Below are 16,024 nucleotides of genomic sequence, written 5' to 3' on the forward strand. Positions count from 1 at the left end.
CGGGCGGGCGGTCCGCCGACGCCGCCGGATAAGGTGGCCTGTCGGACCCGCCACCCGCACACACTCCGGAGGTGCCTCGTGACCACGATGCGCGACGTCGCCCAGCGCGCGGGCGTGAGCACCAAGACGGTGTCGCGCGTGTTCAACGACGACCCGCACGTGCTCCCCGACACCCGCGCCCTCGTCGAGGCGGCGATGCGCGAGCTGAACTACGTGCCCAACGCGCTCGCGACCACGTTCCGGGCCGGCCGCGCCTCGGTCATCGGCGTGGCCGTGCCTGATGTCGTCGACCCCTTCTTCGCCGCCATCGCGCGCTCCGTCGAGGACACCGCGCGTCGGCACGGTCTCTCGACCCTCGTGACCAGCCTCGGCGAAGACCCCGCCGACGAGCGCGCGGCCCTCGAGTCGCTGCTCGGGCGTCAGCTCACCGGTCTCGTCATCGCCCCCGTCGGAACCGACCACTCGTGGCTCGAACGCTGGCGCGGGCACACCCCGATCGTCTTCGTCGACCGCGCGCCGGTCGACCTGATCACCGACACCTTCACCGAGAACGACGAGGCGGGGGCCCACCTCGCAACGACCCACCTCATCTCGCACGGGCACCGCCGGATCGCCTACCTCGGCGACATGGTGCACCTGTCCACCGAGACCAAGCGCGTCGAGGGGTGGCGCCGCGCGCTGCGCGAGGCGGGGATCGACGTCGACGACGACATCGTGGCCTCGGGGGTGTCGAGCCGCGAGTCCGCGGCATCCGCCCTCGACCGTCTGCGCTCCCTCGCGGATCCGCCCACGGCGCTGTTCTCGGCCAACGCGCGCTCGTCGATGGCCCTCGCCCACGTGCTGCGGGACGAACCGATGCCCTTCGTGGGTTTCGGCGACTTCCCGATGGCCGACACCCTCACGCCGTCGGTGACCGTCATCGACCAGGACCCGCGCCGTATCGGCGCGCTCGCCGCCGAGCGGGTGTTCGCGCGACTCGAGCCCGACGCCGGTCTCGGCCTCGACGAGGTCACCGTCATCGACGTGTCGCTCGTCGAGCGGGAGTCCTGCGCGCTCTGACGCCGTGGATCGACCGAGCTCTTCGCAACCGCCGGCGCGGGCGGGTTCCGTTGCTCAGGGCTTCGGTTTCGCTCCCGGGAGTTCGCGGCCACCGGGCGCTCCCCATGACGGGCTCGAGGCTGTCGGCGCGGACTGTGTGTCGGGCTCGGCGACCGGCGCGAACGCGCCGACGCACAACGACCGGGTCGGGGGCAAGCGCCCGCTCGCGGTCAGGCGGGCGCGATAGGAAAGGCAGTCACGAACGCCACCGCTCCCGAGAAGAGGGCTCCGATGACGACCTCCCCGCACCGACCGCTCCGCGCCGACGCCCGGACGGGGGTGACGGCATGAGGCTCACCGACACCAGCGACCTGTGGTGGAAGACCGCGGTCTTCTACAACCTCGACGTCAAGACCTACCTGGATGCCGACGGCGACGGCGTGGGCGATCTCCGCGGCCTCGCGCAGCGCCTCGACCACCTCGCCGAGCTGGGCGTGACGTGCCTGTGGCTCGCGCCGTTCTATCCGTCGCCGCAGCGCGACAACGGCTACGACATCGAGGACTACTACGGCGTCGATCCCCGCTACGGCTCGCTCGGCGACATGGTGGAGGTGCTGCGCACCGCGCACGACCGCGGGATGCGCGTCATCGTCGACCTCGTCGTGAACCACACCTCCGACCAGCATCCCTGGTTCCAGGACGCCCGCCGCAGCCCCGACAGCCGCTACCGACACTTCTACCAGTGGCGCGACGACGTGCCCGCCGACGCCCCCGAGAGCATGTTCCCCGACGTCGAGGACGGGGTGTGGTTCTTCGACGAGACGGCGGGGCAGTACTACCGGCACTCCTTCTACCGTCACCAGCCCGACCTCGCCACGGACCACCCCGAGGTACGCGAAGAGATCGCCAAAGCGATCGGCTTCTGGCTCGAGCTCGGCATCGACGGGTTCCGGGTGGATGCCGTGCCGTTCCTCATCGACGGGGACGACGGCCCCGAGCACGAGTTCCTGCGCGAGCTGCGCGGTTATGTCTCCCGCCGGCGCGGCCACGCGATGATGCTCGGCGAGGTCAACCTGCCCTACGACGAGCAGATGCGCTTCTTCGGCGACGCCGACGGCGACGAGCTGACGATGCAGTTCGACTTCGTCGCCAACCAGCGGCTCTATCTCGCCCTGGCGCGACAGGATGCCGCTCCCTTACGTGCGGCGTTGGAGTCGCGGCCCGCGATCGCCCGCGGGAACCAGTGGGGCAACTTCGTGCGCAACCACGACGAGCTCACCCTGGACCAGCTGAGCGCCGACGAGCGGGATGAGGTGTTCGCGGCCTTCGCGCCCGAGCCGGGGCAGCGCATCCACGGCCGGGGCATCACCCGCCGGCTGCCGTCGATGCTGGAGGGCGATCCGCGACGGATCCGCATGGTCTACAGCCTGATGTTCTCGCTGCCGGGCGCGCCCGTGCTCTATTACGGCGAGGAGATCGGGATGGGGGAGAACCCCCAGATCGAGGGCAGCCGCACGGCCGTGCGCACGCCCATGCAGTGGACCGGCGCCCCCGACGCGGGCTTCTCCCCGGCCGACGACCTCATCGCCGACGTCGTGCCGGGCGGCTTCGCGCCGCAGCACGTCAACGTCGCGCAGCAGCGGCGGGATCCCGACTCGATGCTGCGGTTCGTGCAGAACCTCGTGCGCCATTACCGGGCGTCTCCCGAGATCGGGTGGGGGGAGTTCGGCATCCTGGATCAGCCGCACGACTGCGTGTTCGCGCACGCGTTGACGAGCGAGCTCGGGATGTTCGTCGCCGCGCACAACTTCGCTCCGGACGGGCGCACGTTCCGTCTGCGCATCGAGGGGGCGGATGCCGAGGGCTGGAGCGTCGTGAATCTTCTGGACGACACCGGCGGCGCCGAGAGCCTCGACGGGGACGGCTTCGAGGTGACGCTCGACGGCTACGGATATCGCTGGTGGCGCGTCATCCGTCCGGGGGAGCGGCGTATCGCGTGAGGAGCGGTCAGAGGCGGCACCCCCCAATGGTGCCGCCCCCGACCAGGGGTCGGGGAGCTGTGAGCCCCGACCCGCGCGAGCAGGGTTTCCCCCACGTACGCCCCGCTCGCGGTCTGCGTCCATAAAAGCACAGTGACCCGTAAATAGCACCCGTCACCTAGTCGTATATACGGGCTAAGCGGTTGTCGTCTACGATCGGGGCGTGGGTCGCGGCGCTGTCGGACCGCCCTCGCGGTACTCCCGTCGAGTGGTGGCGAATGTGGACCGCCTACGGAGAGCGAAAGGTCTCACCGTCGGCGAGCTGCTTCAGCGCGCCGGAATGACCAAGAGCTACTACCAGTCGCGCGCGGGCTTCTCCCTGCCGTACAACACCAACGACATCGAGGCGCTCGCCGCCGCCCTGGGGGTCACCCCCGAAGAGGTGGCCAGCCCCGAGAGCGCCCCGCGCGTCGAGATGCGCGTGCCGGTCGATCCGATCGCGGGGCGCGTGCGCCGGGTCATCGCCAGCCGCGACACCGACGTCGACGACCTGCTCGACCACCTCGACGGCATCGACCCGCTGCTCGCCGAATCGGCGCGAACGCTGCTCGGCGCCACGACGAACACCGTCGTGCTCGACGAGGAGGTGCTGCGCCTCATCGCCCACTGGGGCGACGTTCCCGCCGACTATCTCATCGACCACACCGACGAACTCGTGACCGACCGCACCGACGCCCAGCTCGAGCTGCGCGACGCGATGCGCGAGGCCGGCGCGAGCAGCATCCAATTCCGCGCCCTGGGGGAGATGTCGCCCGATGCACTCCGGGCGATCGCCCATTCCCTACGGGGGAGACCCTCCTCCCCATGAACGGCCGACGGGGGCGGCGGCCGTGACGGCATCCGACGAGATGATGACGCGCGTGCGCGCGCGCACCGACCGCGCCGTCGCGCGAGCGGGACTTTCGGACCACATGACGTTCGACGACGTCGTGCGCGCCGTCGAGGGCGCGCTCGACATGCGGCTGCGGATCATCGCCGAGAGCGACACGGCCGGGTGGGGCACCCTCACCGGCTTCCTCACGTACTTCGCCGACCGTCGCGAGGGTCGCATCCACGTGCGGGCCGCCGACCCGCTGCTGTACCGGCAGTTCGCGGCCTCGCACGAGCTGGGCCACCTGCTCGACGACGCGCACTGCAGCGGCGTGCCGGTGGAGCGCTCCTCGATCCCGCCGTTCGACAACCCCGCCCTCACGACGCCCGCGTGCGAGACCGAGCTCGTCGCCGAGCACGTCGCCCACCGCATCGCGGGAATCCTCTACGCGGGACCGCGGGTCGCGGAGTCGTCGTGGTGACCGTCGTCCTCATCGACGCGGCGCTCGTCGGCCTGCTGCTCGTCGTGGTGCTGCGCGCCCGCGCCGCGTGGCGCCAGCCGCGGGCGCGCATCGCGTGGCTGGCCGCGCTGGTGGGCGCGATCGCGCTGCTCACGCAGGGGACGATCGTCCCCCTCCCCGTCCTCGACGGGCTGCTCGGCGGAACGAACATCCTCAAGCTCGTGCAGAACCTCCTCACGATGGTGTCGTTGTGGCTCGGCATCCAGGCGGGAACCGCGCCGATGTCGGCGCGCGTGCACACCCTGCGGTGGCGGATGCCGCTCGTGCTCGGCATCCTGTTCACCACCGTGTTCTTCGTCGCCCTGCCCGACCGGGGGCCGTCGTCGTTCCGCTTCGTCGAGGACGCGGCCGTGACCTCCACGGGGGCCTGGCTGTACGGCGTGGTGCACATGGCGGGGATCGCCTTCGTGGGGGTGCTGCTGTACCGCTCGGCGCGAGGGTCGCTGCCCGGTGTCCGCGGGTTCTTCCGCGCCGGTGCCGTCGGGATCGTCCTCGGCTGCCTCAGCGAGATCCTCGACCTCACCCTCGCGCGCTTCTTCGCGCCGAGCGGCGTCGTCAGCGCCCTGTTCGATCCGCTGTTCTACCTAGGGGTCGTCGCCTTCGTGGTCGGGATCTTCCGTGCCGCCTCCGCCGCGACGCGCATCCGCCGCCGCGGCGACGCCCTGCTCGGGCGGCTGCGGGCGCTCTCGGCCGAGCGTGGCGTCGACGGGGTCGTGCCCGTCGGCGACGAGGCGGCGACCGACACGCGACTGCACGCTCTCCGGGTGGCGGTCGAAGACGATGCGATCGCCACCGCCACGCCTCTGACCGCCGATGAGCGAACCCTGCTCGACGACGTCGACGCGCATCTCACCCGCCGACCCTCGGGAGTCCGATCATGATCCGTCCGGTGATCGTCGGGGCCGGCGTCGCCGTCGCCACCGTCGCACTCGCCCACGCCGCGCTCGGCGGGTACGTCGCCCGTCGGCTGATCGCGCCGCGTGCGCCGAAGACCTATGTGCCGGTGACGATCGACGGCGAGACCGTGATGGTGCCGGCCACCCCCGACTCCCGCCAGCCCGGCACCTATGGGCTGTGGCTCGACGACGGTGCGCACCTGACCGTCGGCGAGACCGTCCGGGTCGACGGTGACCGGATCGTCCGCTCCCTGGAGAGACGGCCCGGCGGTGTCGACGACGGACCGGCGGCGGGGGCGTGGACCTCGCAGAGCGTCGGGTCGCCCGAGCACGTCGGTCCCACCCGGCACGTCGTCATCCCGCTGCGCCGCGGGGGGACGGCCGACGCGTGGCTCATCGGCGACGAGGCCGCGGCCGACGGTCGCTGGACCATCCACGTCCACGGCCTGCGCTCCAGCCGGCACGGCGCGTTGCGCTCGGCGCCCGCCGCCGTCGACGCGGGGTGGATGTCGCTCGTGGTGTCGTACGCCGGCGACGACGAGGCGGCGCCCGCCGACGCTCTGCCCTCCTCCCTCGGCACGCGCGAGTGGCGCGACGTCGACGACGCCATCGGGTACGCCGTCGAGCAGGGCGCGCGCGAGATCGTGCTCGTCGCGTGGTCGATGGGGGCGACGATCGCGATGCTCGCCCTCGAGCAGTCCGCGCACCGCGACGCCATCGCGGGTCTCGTATTGGTGGCCCCAGCGCTGGACTGGACGCGCGTGGTCGAGAACGCCGTGGTCGGCGCGCACCTGCCGCGGACCGTCGCCGCGGCATCCATGCGTGTGCTGCGCAGCGGCCTCGGTGCCCGCGCGCTCGGACTCGTCGAGGCGGTCGACGCGCGGGCCCTGAACTGGGCCGACGGGCCGCGCCCCGGCGCCGATCTGCCGACCCTCATCGTGCATAGCCGTGTCGACCCCGTGGTGCCGTTCTCGGGCTCAATGGCCTATGCCCAGCGGCATCCGGGAACCGAGCTGGTCGCGTTCGACGCCACCGGTCACTGCAACGAGGCCAACCAGGAGCCCGAGCGCTTCCATGACTCGATCACCGGGTTCCTGCGGGGCCTGCCCCGCGCGTGACGGGGACGCCGCGAGGTGATCAGGCCCTGAGCGCTGCGATGGCGCCGCGCGCACCGCGCTCGGCGAGCGACGCGCGGGCCGACAGGTAGGCCTCGCGCAGGCGCGCGTCCTGGCCGAGGTCGCCGAACACGGGCGCGTAGTCGAGCAGGGCTGCGGGATCGTCGGCGATGATCGCGCGGAGCTCGTCGAGGCGGCTGTCGACCGCGGGGGTCGGCTCTCCGGTCTCGGTGCGACCCTCCAGGAACACGCTCCAGCCCGCCAGCACGAGAGCGGAATGATCGATCCGCCCGCCCGTCGTCAGCTGCTCGCGCACCACCGGGAGGAGGAACTTGGGCAGGCGGTCGGAGCCGTCCACGACCTGGCGTGCCAGGGTGTCGCGGATCGCCTCGCTGCCGAAGCGCGCGATGAGCTCGTCGCAGTAGGCGTCGAGGTCGATGCCCGGCACCGGGCGCAGCGTCGGGATCGCCTCCTCGTGCATGTACCCGCGCAGGAAGCCGACGAAGAGCGGATCGGTGCACACCTCGTGCACGTAGGTCGCGCCCGACAAAATGCCGAGGTAGCTCATGGCCTGGTGGGAGGCGTTCAGCAAGCGCAGCTTCATGAGCTCGTACGGCTCGACGTCGTCGACGAGCTGCACACCGACCTCGTCGAAGGGCGGCCGACCGGCCGGGAACGCATCCTCGAGCACCCACTGCGCGAAGGACTCGCTGCGCACGGGCCAGAGGTCCCGGATGCCGAACTCCTCGGCGACCGCGGCGCGCGTCTCATCGGTGGTCACGGGGGTGATGCGGTCGACCATGGAGTTGGGGAACGACACGTGCTCGGCGATCCACGCCGACAGCTCGGCATCCCGCCGCTCGGAGAACCCGAGGAGCGCGGCGCGGGCGACATGGCCGTTGCCCTGGATGTTGTCGCACGACATGACGGTGAAGGCCGGGATGCCGGCATCCCGGCGCCGACGCAGGCCCTCGGTCAGCAGGCCCATGACGCTGCGCGGGGAGGCGGAACCGTCGAGGTCGGCGAGGGTCGCCTCGTCGCGCGGGGCGTACTCGCCCGTGGCGTCGTCGATGCCGTAGCCGCCCTCGGTGATGGTGAGCGAGACGATCGCGGTGTCGGGGTGGGCGAGCTTGGCGACGACGGCCTCGGGGTCGTCGGGGACGAAGAGGTACTCCACGATCGAGCCGACCACGCGGGCGGTGGAGGTGCCGTCGGGGGCCGTGGTGACGAGCGTGTACAGGCCGTCCTGGGCGGCGAGGGCGTCGCGCATCGCGGCGTCGAAGGAGAGGACCCCGACCCCGCACAGGCCCCATTCGGTGTCACCGGCCTCGAGCAGACGGTCGAGGTACATCGCCTCGTGCGCCCGGTGGAATCCGCCGACCCCGACATGCACGATGCGCGAGCGCACGGCCGCGCGGTCGTACGTCGGCACGGACACGCGCCCGTCGAGGGTGGCGAGGGCGCCGGCGGTGAGTTCGGTCATGCGGGGCTCCGGGATTCTTGTGCGTGAGTCGCCAGTTTTTGTCGCTTCGAGGGGGTCTGAAGCGACAAATCCTGGCGACTCACGCGGGGAGGGAAGGGGGGTGGATGCCGGGACCCGACATCCTGTGTTCCTCTCGCGTGAGGGGTCATTCGGTGTCGCCCGCGAGCGTCCCAGGCGACAGTTGATGACCCCTCACGCGAGAGGGGGGTGGGTCAGCAGGAGGACTTGTAGACCGCGTCCTTGCCGTCGCCGTTGATGTTGTCCTTCGTGAGGATGGTGAAGCCGGTCTGGATCTTCTCCTCGGTGGCCTCGCCCTTGAGGGCGGCGATGGCCTGCTTCACTCCGTCAGAGCCGATGGTGGCGGGCTCCTGGGCGACGAGGGCCTGGACGGTGCCGGCTTCGAGGGCCTTGACCTGGGCGGGGCCGGCGTCGAAACCGACGATGGTGACCTGGCCCTGCTTGCCGGCCTGCTGCACGCCGGTGGCGGAGCCCTCGGCGGCGAACAGGTTCGCGGCGAAGATGCCCACGATGTCGGGGTCCTTCTGCAGCGCGGCGGTCACGATCTCGGCGGCGGTCGACGGCTCGTTGTGCGAGTACTGCACACCGACGGATTCGAACTTGCTGTCCTCCTTCACGGCGTCCTCGAAGCCCTGGGCGCGCGCGTCGGTGGTGGACACACCGGGATCGGTGGAGACGACGAGCACCTTGCCGCCGTTGGGATTCGCCTTCTGGATGGCCTCGAAGGCCGCGGCGCCGCCGCCCTCGTTGTCGCTGGAGATCTGCGACACGGCACCGGAGGGGTCCTCGAGCGTCGTGTCGACGAGGACGACCTTGATACCCGCGGCCTCGGCGGCGGCGATCGGTGCCTGCATGGCCGAGACATCGGTGGGCGCGATGAGCAGTGCGTCGGGCTTCGAGGCGACGACGGCGTCGACGATGGGCTTCTGGAGGGTGGGGTCGAACTTCTCGGGGCCCTGCGTGGTGACCGTGGCGCCCTCCTTCTCGGCCTCCGCCTGGATGCCGCACTGCATGGAGATGTAGAACTCATCCCCGGCGACGCCCTGCACGAACGCGATCTTGTATCCGCCGTCGGCGCCACCGGAGGCGCCGCCCGAGGCCGAGCCGCCGGAGCAGCCCGCGAGGGTCAGCGTCGCCGCCATGCCGAAGACCGTCAGTGCGGTCGCCTTCTTGTTCCACTTCATCGTGATCACCGTTCTTGGTTGTCGGGTTGGTAAGGGGTTGGAGGAAGGGATGCCGCCGCGGCTCAGCCGCGCCGACCTCCGCTGAGGAACTTTCGCCAGAGGCCCTGCGAGTTGCCGCGGGTGGCGGCCGTACGGCGGACCTGGTCGACGTACACCGCCGCGATCAGCACCGCGCCCACGGCGACCTGCTGCCAGAAGGGCTGCACGCCGGTGATGACGAAGCCGTTCTGCAGCACCGCGGGGATGAACAGGCCGACGACCGTGCCCATGATCGTGCCGACGCCGCCGAAGAGCGACGTTCCGCCGATGACGACGGCGGCGATGACGTTGAGGTTGGTCTGCGACTGCCCCGCGATCGCGGTGGTCGAGAACTGCGAGAGCGACAGGATGCCGCCGAGCCCGGCCAGGGCGCCGGAGATCGTGTAGATCTTGATCAGCTGCGCGTCGACCTTCACGCCGACCCGGCGGGCGGCGATCTCGCTCGAGCCCACGGCCAGCGTGTAGAGGCCGAAGCGGGTGAAGTGCAGCACGATCGCGCCGATCACGACGACGACCAGGGCGATGACGCTGATGATCGGGACGGATCCGAAGACGTTCCCGTAGCCGATCGAGACCGTGAGCACGGTGGGCACGTCGCGGATGTCGACGCCGCCGGTGAGGATCTGCGCGAGACCCAGCGCCATACCGAGCGAGCCGAGGGTCACGATGAGCGGCGGGATCTTCGCCTTCGCGATGAGGAAGCCGTTCAGCAGACCCCAGCACACGCCGCTGAGCACCGCGACGACGATGCCGACGACCGCGACGCCCCAGCCCTCGCCCCCCAGAGCCCGCATGACGAGGGCGGAGACGACGCCGGAGAACACCAGCACCGAGCCGACCGACAGGTCGATACCGGCGGTGATGATGACGTAGGTCATACCCACCGCCAGGACGGCGAGGATCGAGGCGTTCTGGATGATGAGGCGGAAGTTCGTCCACTGGGCGAACGACTCGGGGGCGATGATGCTGAAGACGATGATGATCGCCAGCAGCACCAGGAGGATCTGGAACGCCTGGGTGCGCAGGACCGCGGCGACGGGGTTGGTCTTCTTGTTGTCGTCGAACGTGCCGATCGCGACGGTCTCGGTCGGGGGAGTCTTGAGGCTCACTTCTGGTCGTCCTTCGTGACGGCGCCGGTCATGAGCCCGACGAGTTCTTCCATGGAGGTGTCCTTCGCGTCGATGTTCGCGACGCGGGTACCCAGGCGCAGCACCTGGATGCGGTCCGACACGTCGATGACGTGCGGCATCGAGTGCGAGATGAAGACGACGGCGATGCCCTTGTCGCGCACGCGCCGGATGGTCTCGAGCACGTTCTTCGTCTGACGCACGCCGAGAGCGGCCGTCGGCTCGTCGAGGAACACCACGCGCGAGGCCCAGTGCACCGCGCGGGCGATCGCGATGGCCTGGCGCTGACCGCCCGACATCTCGCCGACCGGGGAGGTGAGCGAGCGCACCGTCGCGCCGAGCTCGTCGAACGCGGCACGGGACGCCTTCGCCATGTCCTTGGTCTTCATGAACCCGAGCGCGCCCGCGATGCCGGGGCGGCGGATCTCGCGGCCGAGGTACATGTTCTGCACCGGGTCGAGGTGCGGAGCGAGCGCGAGGTCCTGATACACCGTCTCGATGCCGAGGCTCGAGGCGACCTGGGGGTTCGACATGTCGATCGGCTTTCCGTCGAAGAGGATCTCGCCCTCGTCGACGGCGAGGTTGCCCGACAGGGCTTTCACGAGCGTCGACTTGCCGGCGCCGTTGTCGCCGATGAGGGCGGTGACCTCACCGGGGTAGACCTCGAAGTCCACATTGTTGAGGGCGCGGACGGAACCGAACTGACGCGACAGGCCGCGCGCCTGCAGCACGGGCACGGTCGTGGTGGTGCTCATGAGGAAGCTCCTTCGTGAGGGCCGACGGGGGCATCGGAGACGGTGACGATCAGATCGGCGCGGTGGCGTCCGCGTTCGACGACGAGCGCATTGCGCTCGTCGACCTCGCGGACCCAGGCGACGGCCTCGTCGTGGGGGTGGTCGTGGGACAGGCGGCGGGCGATGAGTCGCTCGCGGCGGGCGTGCGCCTCGATGTCGAGGAACCACACCTCGTCGAGGCGGGAGGCCACGGCATCCCACCCGAACTCGTCGTGCAGCAGGTAGTTGCCCTCGGTGATGACGAGCGGGACGTCGGCGGGGACGAGGACCGCCGAACCGATCGACTCCTCGAGGCTGCGGTCGAAGCGCGGAGCGTAGACGGTGTGCCCGGCCCGGATGCGATCGAGCAGGGCGACGTACCCGTCGACGTCGAAGGTGTCGGGAGCTCCCTTGCGGTCGCGGCGGCCCAAGCGGAGGAGTTCTTCGTTCGCGAGGTGGAAGCCGTCCATGCCGACCAGCACCGCGTCGTCGCCGAGGGCGGCGAGCAGGGCGTCGCTCACGGTGGACTTGCCCGCGCCGGGGGTTCCGCACAGGCCCAGGACGCGGCGCTCGCCGGTCGCGACCAGCTGCCGTGCACGGTCGACGAGGTCGTCGAGGTGCACGGTCGCGGCGGTGGTCGGCGCGGCGTTCTCCGAGGTGGGGGTCACGGCGGTGTGGTCCTTCCGGGGACGCCGCACGTCGGAGTGCTGCGTCGATGAAGCGGTTCCGGCGAAGGGCTCGCCGGTCGAACTCCGGTTACGGTAAGCCCACCGTGACACCGGTGTCAACACTCGAGACCAATTCGTCATGACACCGAAGTCATCCGCGTGATTCTGTGGTTATCATGGGCCGCGACGACACCGCCGTCGTCCTCGACCTCGAAGCCCCCGAAAGAGCTCTCCATGACCGAATTCACCGACCGCACCATCCTCGTCACCGGCGCCGGTGGCGGCATCGGCGGGGCGACCGTGCGACACCTCGTCGCCGCCGGGGCGACCGTCCTCGCCGCCGGGCGCACCGCCGACAGCGTCGCCGCGATCGCCGAGGAGACGGGCGCCGAGCCCGTCGTCTTCGACCTCGAGTCCGAGGACGAGATCCGCAGCGCGATCGAGGGCCGCGACCTCTTCGGCGTCGTCAACTGCGGAGGCTGGGGCGGTGAGATCGCGACCCCCATGGAGACCGACATCGACGTCTTCGACAAGGTCATGAGCATCAACGCCCGAGGCTCCCTGCTGGTGACCAAGTACGCCTCGCGCGAGATGATCCGCGTCGGCAAGGGCGGCGCAATCGTCAACGTCTCGAGCCAGGCGAGCCTCGTCGCCCTCACCGGCCACATCTCGTACGGCTCGTCGAAGGCCGCCCTCGACAACATCACGCGCGTCTCGGCCCTCGAGCTCGGCGGCTACGGCATCCGCGTGAACAGCGTGAACCCCACGGTCGTCATGACGCCCATGTCGGCCTGGTACTGGGGCCGCCCCGACATCGAGGGCCCCTTCCTCGAGGCGATGCCGCTGCACAAGTGGGCCACCGAGGACGACATCGCGGCCCCGATCGTGTTCCTGCTCAGCGACGGCGCCGGCATGATCTCCGGTGTCTCGCTTCCGATCGACGGCGGCTACTCCAGCCGCTGATCCCGGATGCCGCGGTGGCGGCGCCGCGGTGGGCGGCGTCGCTTCCTCGGTCCGGCGCGAGGGGACCTGGCGCCGAGGTGGCTGAGCCTGTCGAAGCCTCCCCGCGTCGCGCGGGTATCGGCTCCTTCGGCCGGCTCACGGACCTTCGCCCGTGCTCGACGTCAGAGGCTCAGCGTCCGCCGGAGGTAGTCGTTGCGGAACACGCCCCGCGGGTCGGCCTCGCCTGCGATGGCGAGGAAGTCGTCGACGCGGGGGAGCGTCGCGCGGATCCGCTCCCCCGGCAGGGTGAACGCCTTGCCCCAGTGGGGACGGACATCGAAGGGCGCCAGGGCCTGCTCGATCGCGGGAAGCGCCGCGAGCACGCCGTCGGTGTCGTTGCGCCAGGTGAAGTGGATCGCGAGCACGTCGCGCCGGTACGCCGGACTCAGCCACAGCTCGTCGGCCGCGACGGTGCGCAACTCGGTGACGAGGAGCTGGTCGTCGAAGGCCGCCGAGAGGGCGCGAACGGCCGCCAGGGCCTCCCGTGCGTCGACGAGCGGCACGAAGTACTCGCTCTGGATCTCGTCGCCGTCGCTCGGCAGCGCGTCGGCACGGAAGTGGGGCAGACGCGTGTGCCACGGCCCCGCGGTGCCGCGCGGGGTGGTGTTGTCGACGGTGCGGATGCGACCGAGGTGGATGTCGTCGCCGACCGGCCGCCCGCCGAGCTCCTCGACCCACGACGGGGCGCCGATGTCGCTCTTGGCCCATACGAGGTCGTGCTCCGGGTCGCCCCACGTGGTGAAGACGCTCACGCTGCGCGAGCCGCCCAGTACCCCCTCGATGTCGCTGACGATGTCGTCCCAGGCGACACCGGTGTAGGCCTGCTGCGTGACCTCGTAGGTCGGTTCGGTCTGCAGCTCGAGGGCGGTGACGACCCCGAGAGCGCCCAGACTGAGGGCGGCGGCGCCGAACCACTCGTGCTCCTGATCGATGCGGTGCGTGCGGCCGTCGGCATCCATCAGCTCGACGGCGCGGACCGCGCTGGAGAGGTTGCCGTTGCCGATGCCCGAGCCGTGGGTGCCCGTTGCGGTCGCGCCGGCGACCGAGATGTGGGGCAGCGAGCCGAGATTGTGCAGCGCGCGCCCCTCGGCCTCGAGGACGGGGGCGAGCTCGGCGAAGGTGACCAGGCCTTCGACGCGCGCGCGGTCGCCGTCGATCTCGACGCGCACGGGAAGACGCTCGAGCGAGACGAGCGCGGACTCGGCGTCGGCGATGTCGTTGAAGGTGTGGCGCGTCGCCTGCACGCGCAGGGAATCGGCGGATGCCACGACCTCGGCGAGCTCGTCGAGGTCGGCGGGCAGCTGCACCTCGGTGGCGCGGTAGCGGTGGTTGCCCGACCAGGTGGCTCCGGCGGCACGTGTCTCGGTCATCGGTTCTCCTCGCATCGACGGCTCCATCCTGCCCTGCCCCACCGACATCGGGGTCGAGCCGGGACGACGGCGGCGGCGAGGGGAGGGGAATCCGCGCAGGGAGGATGCCGGAGCGCACAGCGCCCTCCGCCGCCCGATTCCCCTCCGCCGCCGGCCCCGTCCCCGGCCCCGTCCCCGGCCCCGGCCCCGGCCCCGCGCGCCGCCTCTCAGCGCGTCGGGAACAGCGCGGCCTCGAAGGCGGCCTCCGCGGCCCCGACCAGCAGGCGGTTCTCGCCGAGTTCGGCGACGGCCAGCCGGAGCCCCTCGGCGCAGGCGGGGACCGTCTGCGCGCGGACGGCCCGGTCGAGGCCGTCGAGGTCGAGCTCGGCGAGGGCGGCGAGGAAGCCGCCCAGGACGATCACCGCGGGATTCATGACGTTCGCCGCGTTGGCGAGAGCGGTCGCGAGGATGCGCCGCTGCCGGTCGGTCTCGGCCCGCACCGCGGCGTCGGTGCTGCGGGCGAGGGCCGCTGCGAGAGCGGTGTCGTCGCGCAGCGCCCCGCCGACGACGTCGAGCAGCAACGCCCTGCTCACCTCGTCCTCCAGGACGCCGTCCGCGGCGCGTCGATCGCCCGGTTCGGCGATGCCGGGACGGTTCTGGCCGAACTCCCCGGCGTACCCGCCCGCACCTCCCAGCGGGGTCCCGCCGACGATCACGGCACCGCCGATACCGCTGGCTCCGCCGTTGAGGTAGACGACGTCGTGCGCCCCGCGCGCGGCGCCGAAGAGGTGCTCGGCGACCGCGCCGAGCGTCGCGTCGTTGGCGACGTGGGCGGCGAGGCCCGTGGCATCCGTCACAAGATCCGCCAGGGGAGCGTCCTGCCATCCGAGGTGGGGGGCCTCGCGTACGAGGCCGTCGGACGCCCGCACGGGGCCCGGCACCGCGACGCCCACACCGATCAGGCGCGCCTCGGCGAGAACACCGCTGCGCCACCGATCGAGATGGATGCCGACCAGCTCGGCCGTGCGCTCCGGGGTGAGCAGGGCCGTCTGCTCGAGGCGTTCCCGCGCGACGATCGTGCCGTCGAGGGCGACCGCCCCGAGGTCGAGGGCGTCGACCTCGGGGTTGACCGCGATCGCCACGACGCGGGGGTCGGGCTCGACGATCGGGGAGGGACGCCCCACCCGGCCCTGCGCCTCGGACGCGCGTTCGACGACGAGCCCCGCGCGCTGCAGTTCGCCGACGAGATCGGCGATCGTCGACCGGTTCAGGCCCGTGGTCTCGGTGAGCGCGGCGCGCGTGCGCGGACCCTCCCGGTGCACGGTGCGCAGCACGAGCGACAGGTTGGCGCGGCGCATGCCGTCGCCTCGACTGCCCGCGGTGACCATCCGACCACTGTGCCACGGCTGAGCCGATTCCCACCCCGGGCAGATGCGACGGTGCCAGGATCGGCGTATGGACCTCTCCGGCATCCCCATCACGACCATCCGCGGCGAGCAGACGACCTTCGGTGCGCTGACCGACGGCAAGGCGGCCCTCGTCGTGAACGTCGCCTCGCGCTGCGGCCTCGCGGGCCAGTACGAGACCCTCGAGGCGCTGCACAAGACCTACGGCGATCGCGGGTTCACGGTGATCGGCTTCCCCAGCAATCAGTTCCTGCAGGAGCTCAGCGACGAGGACAAGATCGCCGAGTACTGCTCCGCCACGTGGGGCGTGACCTTCCCCATGTCCGAGAAGGTGAAGATCAACGGGCGCAACGCCCACCCGCTGTACAAGGAGTTGACGACGACCCCGGATGCCGAGGGCAAGACGGGCCGCATCTCCTGGAACTTCGAGAAGTTCGTCGTCGCCCCCGACGGCCGGGTCACGCGCTTCAGCCCGCGCACGCAGCCCGACGCCCCCGAGGTCATCGCCGCGATCGAGGACGCGCTTCCGCGCTGACTTCCGGCTTCTGCTGGACGC

General features: G+C 71.2%; 15 protein-coding genes. 8 read left to right on the top strand and 7 right to left on the bottom strand.

The genetic code is table 11. From position 1 onward, the window contains the following. The first annotated feature begins 87 nt into the window (after positions 1-87). The 6 genes from Q9R20_RS09005 to Q9R20_RS09030 all read left to right on the top strand — a co-directional run bounded on the left by Q9R20_RS09005 (position 88) and on the right by Q9R20_RS09030 (position 6,422). On the top strand, positions 88-1,059 hold the full coding sequence (locus Q9R20_RS09005) for a LacI family DNA-binding transcriptional regulator (protein WP_311249446.1): 972 nt from the start codon (positions 88-90) through the stop codon (positions 1,057-1,059). Between the two features lie 326 nt (positions 1,060-1,385). Further along, positions 1,386-3,038, top strand: coding sequence for an alpha-amylase family protein (locus Q9R20_RS09010; RefSeq protein WP_311249031.1), 1,653 nt, complete (start codon positions 1,386-1,388; stop codon positions 3,036-3,038). Between the two features lie 319 nt (positions 3,039-3,357). Then, on the top strand, positions 3,358-3,885 hold the full coding sequence (locus tag Q9R20_RS09015) for a hypothetical protein (protein WP_311249032.1): 528 nt from the start codon (positions 3,358-3,360) through the stop codon (positions 3,883-3,885). A gap of 22 nt (positions 3,886-3,907) precedes the next feature. Beyond that, a complete protein-coding gene (locus tag Q9R20_RS09020; protein ID WP_311249033.1) occupies positions 3,908-4,369 on the top strand; it encodes a hypothetical protein in 462 nt (153 codons plus the stop codon). Next, positions 4,363-5,289, top strand: a complete 927-nt coding sequence (locus Q9R20_RS09025; protein WP_311249034.1) for a hypothetical protein — start codon at positions 4,363-4,365, stop codon at positions 5,287-5,289. Before Q9R20_RS09020 ends, Q9R20_RS09025 begins: the two co-directional genes overlap by 7 nt. Beyond that, on the top strand, positions 5,286-6,422 hold the full coding sequence (locus tag Q9R20_RS09030) for an alpha/beta hydrolase (RefSeq protein ID WP_311249035.1): 1,137 nt from the start codon (positions 5,286-5,288) through the stop codon (positions 6,420-6,422). Before Q9R20_RS09025 ends, Q9R20_RS09030 begins: the two co-directional genes overlap by 4 nt. A gap of 19 nt (positions 6,423-6,441) precedes the next feature. Here Q9R20_RS09030 and Q9R20_RS09035 read toward each other — a convergent pair whose 3' ends face one another. The 5 genes from Q9R20_RS09035 to Q9R20_RS09055 all read right to left on the bottom strand — a co-directional run bounded on the left by Q9R20_RS09035 (position 6,442) and on the right by Q9R20_RS09055 (position 11,711). Next, positions 6,442-7,902, bottom strand: coding sequence for a mannitol dehydrogenase family protein (locus tag Q9R20_RS09035; RefSeq protein WP_311249036.1), 1,461 nt, complete (start codon positions 7,900-7,902; stop codon positions 6,442-6,444). A gap of 212 nt (positions 7,903-8,114) precedes the next feature. Beyond that, a complete protein-coding gene (locus tag Q9R20_RS09040; RefSeq protein ID WP_311249447.1) occupies positions 8,115-9,104 on the bottom strand; it encodes an ABC transporter substrate-binding protein in 990 nt (329 codons plus the stop codon). Between the two features lie 62 nt (positions 9,105-9,166). Next, entirely contained in the window at positions 9,167-10,252 is a 1,086-nt protein-coding gene (locus Q9R20_RS09045; RefSeq protein ID WP_311249037.1) for an ABC transporter permease, read from the bottom strand. Next, positions 10,249-11,025, bottom strand: coding sequence for an ATP-binding cassette domain-containing protein (locus Q9R20_RS09050; RefSeq protein WP_311249038.1), 777 nt, complete (start codon positions 11,023-11,025; stop codon positions 10,249-10,251). Before Q9R20_RS09050 ends, Q9R20_RS09045 begins: the two co-directional genes overlap by 4 nt. Beyond that, positions 11,022-11,711 (bottom strand): nucleoside/nucleotide kinase family protein, encoded by a 690-nt coding sequence (locus tag Q9R20_RS09055; protein WP_311249039.1) that lies wholly within the window; start codon positions 11,709-11,711, stop codon positions 11,022-11,024. Before Q9R20_RS09055 ends, Q9R20_RS09050 begins: the two co-directional genes overlap by 4 nt. 234 nt (positions 11,712-11,945) lie before the next feature. Between Q9R20_RS09055 and Q9R20_RS09060 the strand changes: the two genes are divergently transcribed. Further along, positions 11,946-12,674, top strand: coding sequence for an SDR family oxidoreductase (locus tag Q9R20_RS09060; protein ID WP_311249040.1), 729 nt, complete (start codon positions 11,946-11,948; stop codon positions 12,672-12,674). A gap of 161 nt (positions 12,675-12,835) precedes the next feature. Here Q9R20_RS09060 and Q9R20_RS09065 read toward each other — a convergent pair whose 3' ends face one another. Beyond that, positions 12,836-14,083 (bottom strand): D-arabinono-1,4-lactone oxidase, encoded by a 1,248-nt coding sequence (locus Q9R20_RS09065; protein ID WP_311249041.1) that lies wholly within the window; start codon positions 14,081-14,083, stop codon positions 12,836-12,838. 206 nt (positions 14,084-14,289) lie between these two features. Continuing rightward, the gene (locus tag Q9R20_RS09070; RefSeq protein ID WP_311249042.1) at positions 14,290-15,450 is read right to left on the bottom strand and encodes an ROK family transcriptional regulator; all 1,161 of its coding nucleotides are present in this window, start codon (positions 15,448-15,450) and stop codon (positions 14,290-14,292) included. Positions 15,451-15,517: 67 nt separating this feature from the next. Here Q9R20_RS09070 and Q9R20_RS09075 point away from each other — a divergent pair, with 67 nt between their 5' ends. After that, complete coding sequence (locus Q9R20_RS09075; RefSeq protein WP_311249043.1) at positions 15,518-16,003, top strand: glutathione peroxidase; 486 nt, start codon at positions 15,518-15,520, stop codon at positions 16,001-16,003. Positions 16,004-16,024 lie beyond the last annotated feature (21 nt).

The sequence above is a fragment of the Microbacterium sp. PRF11 genome (assembly GCF_031844085.1).
Lineage (GTDB): Bacteria > Actinomycetota > Actinomycetes > Actinomycetales > Microbacteriaceae > Microbacterium.

What these genes read in the sequence shown, in the direction of transcription:
- Q9R20_RS09015 (WP_311249032.1), top strand. Translation starts at nt 3,358, where the DNA reads ATGACCAAGAGCTACTACCAGTCGCGCGCGGGCTTCTCCCTGCCGTAC.
- Q9R20_RS09010 (WP_311249031.1), top strand. Translation starts at nt 1,386, where the DNA reads ATGAGGCTCACCGACACCAGCGACCTGTGGTGGAAGACCGCGGTCTTC.
- Q9R20_RS09040 (WP_311249447.1), bottom strand. Translation starts at nt 9,104, where the DNA reads ATGAAGTGGAACAAGAAGGCGACCGCACTGACGGTCTTCGGCATGGCG.
- Q9R20_RS09060 (WP_311249040.1), top strand. Translation starts at nt 11,946, where the DNA reads ATGACCGAATTCACCGACCGCACCATCCTCGTCACCGGCGCCGGTGGC.
- Q9R20_RS09075 (WP_311249043.1), top strand. Translation starts at nt 15,518, where the DNA reads ATGGACCTCTCCGGCATCCCCATCACGACCATCCGCGGCGAGCAGACG.
- Q9R20_RS09065 (WP_311249041.1), bottom strand. Translation starts at nt 14,083, where the DNA reads ATGACCGAGACACGTGCCGCCGGAGCCACCTGGTCGGGCAACCACCGC.
- Q9R20_RS09035 (WP_311249036.1), bottom strand. Translation starts at nt 7,902, where the DNA reads ATGACCGAACTCACCGCCGGCGCCCTCGCCACCCTCGACGGGCGCGTG.
- Q9R20_RS09050 (WP_311249038.1), bottom strand. Translation starts at nt 11,025, where the DNA reads ATGAGCACCACCACGACCGTGCCCGTGCTGCAGGCGCGCGGCCTGTCG.
- Q9R20_RS09070 (WP_311249042.1), bottom strand. Translation starts at nt 15,450, where the DNA reads ATGGTCACCGCGGGCAGTCGAGGCGACGGCATGCGCCGCGCCAACCTG.
- Q9R20_RS09030 (WP_311249035.1), top strand. Translation starts at nt 5,286, where the DNA reads ATGATCCGTCCGGTGATCGTCGGGGCCGGCGTCGCCGTCGCCACCGTC.
- Q9R20_RS09005 (WP_311249446.1), top strand. Translation starts at nt 88, where the DNA reads ATGCGCGACGTCGCCCAGCGCGCGGGCGTGAGCACCAAGACGGTGTCG.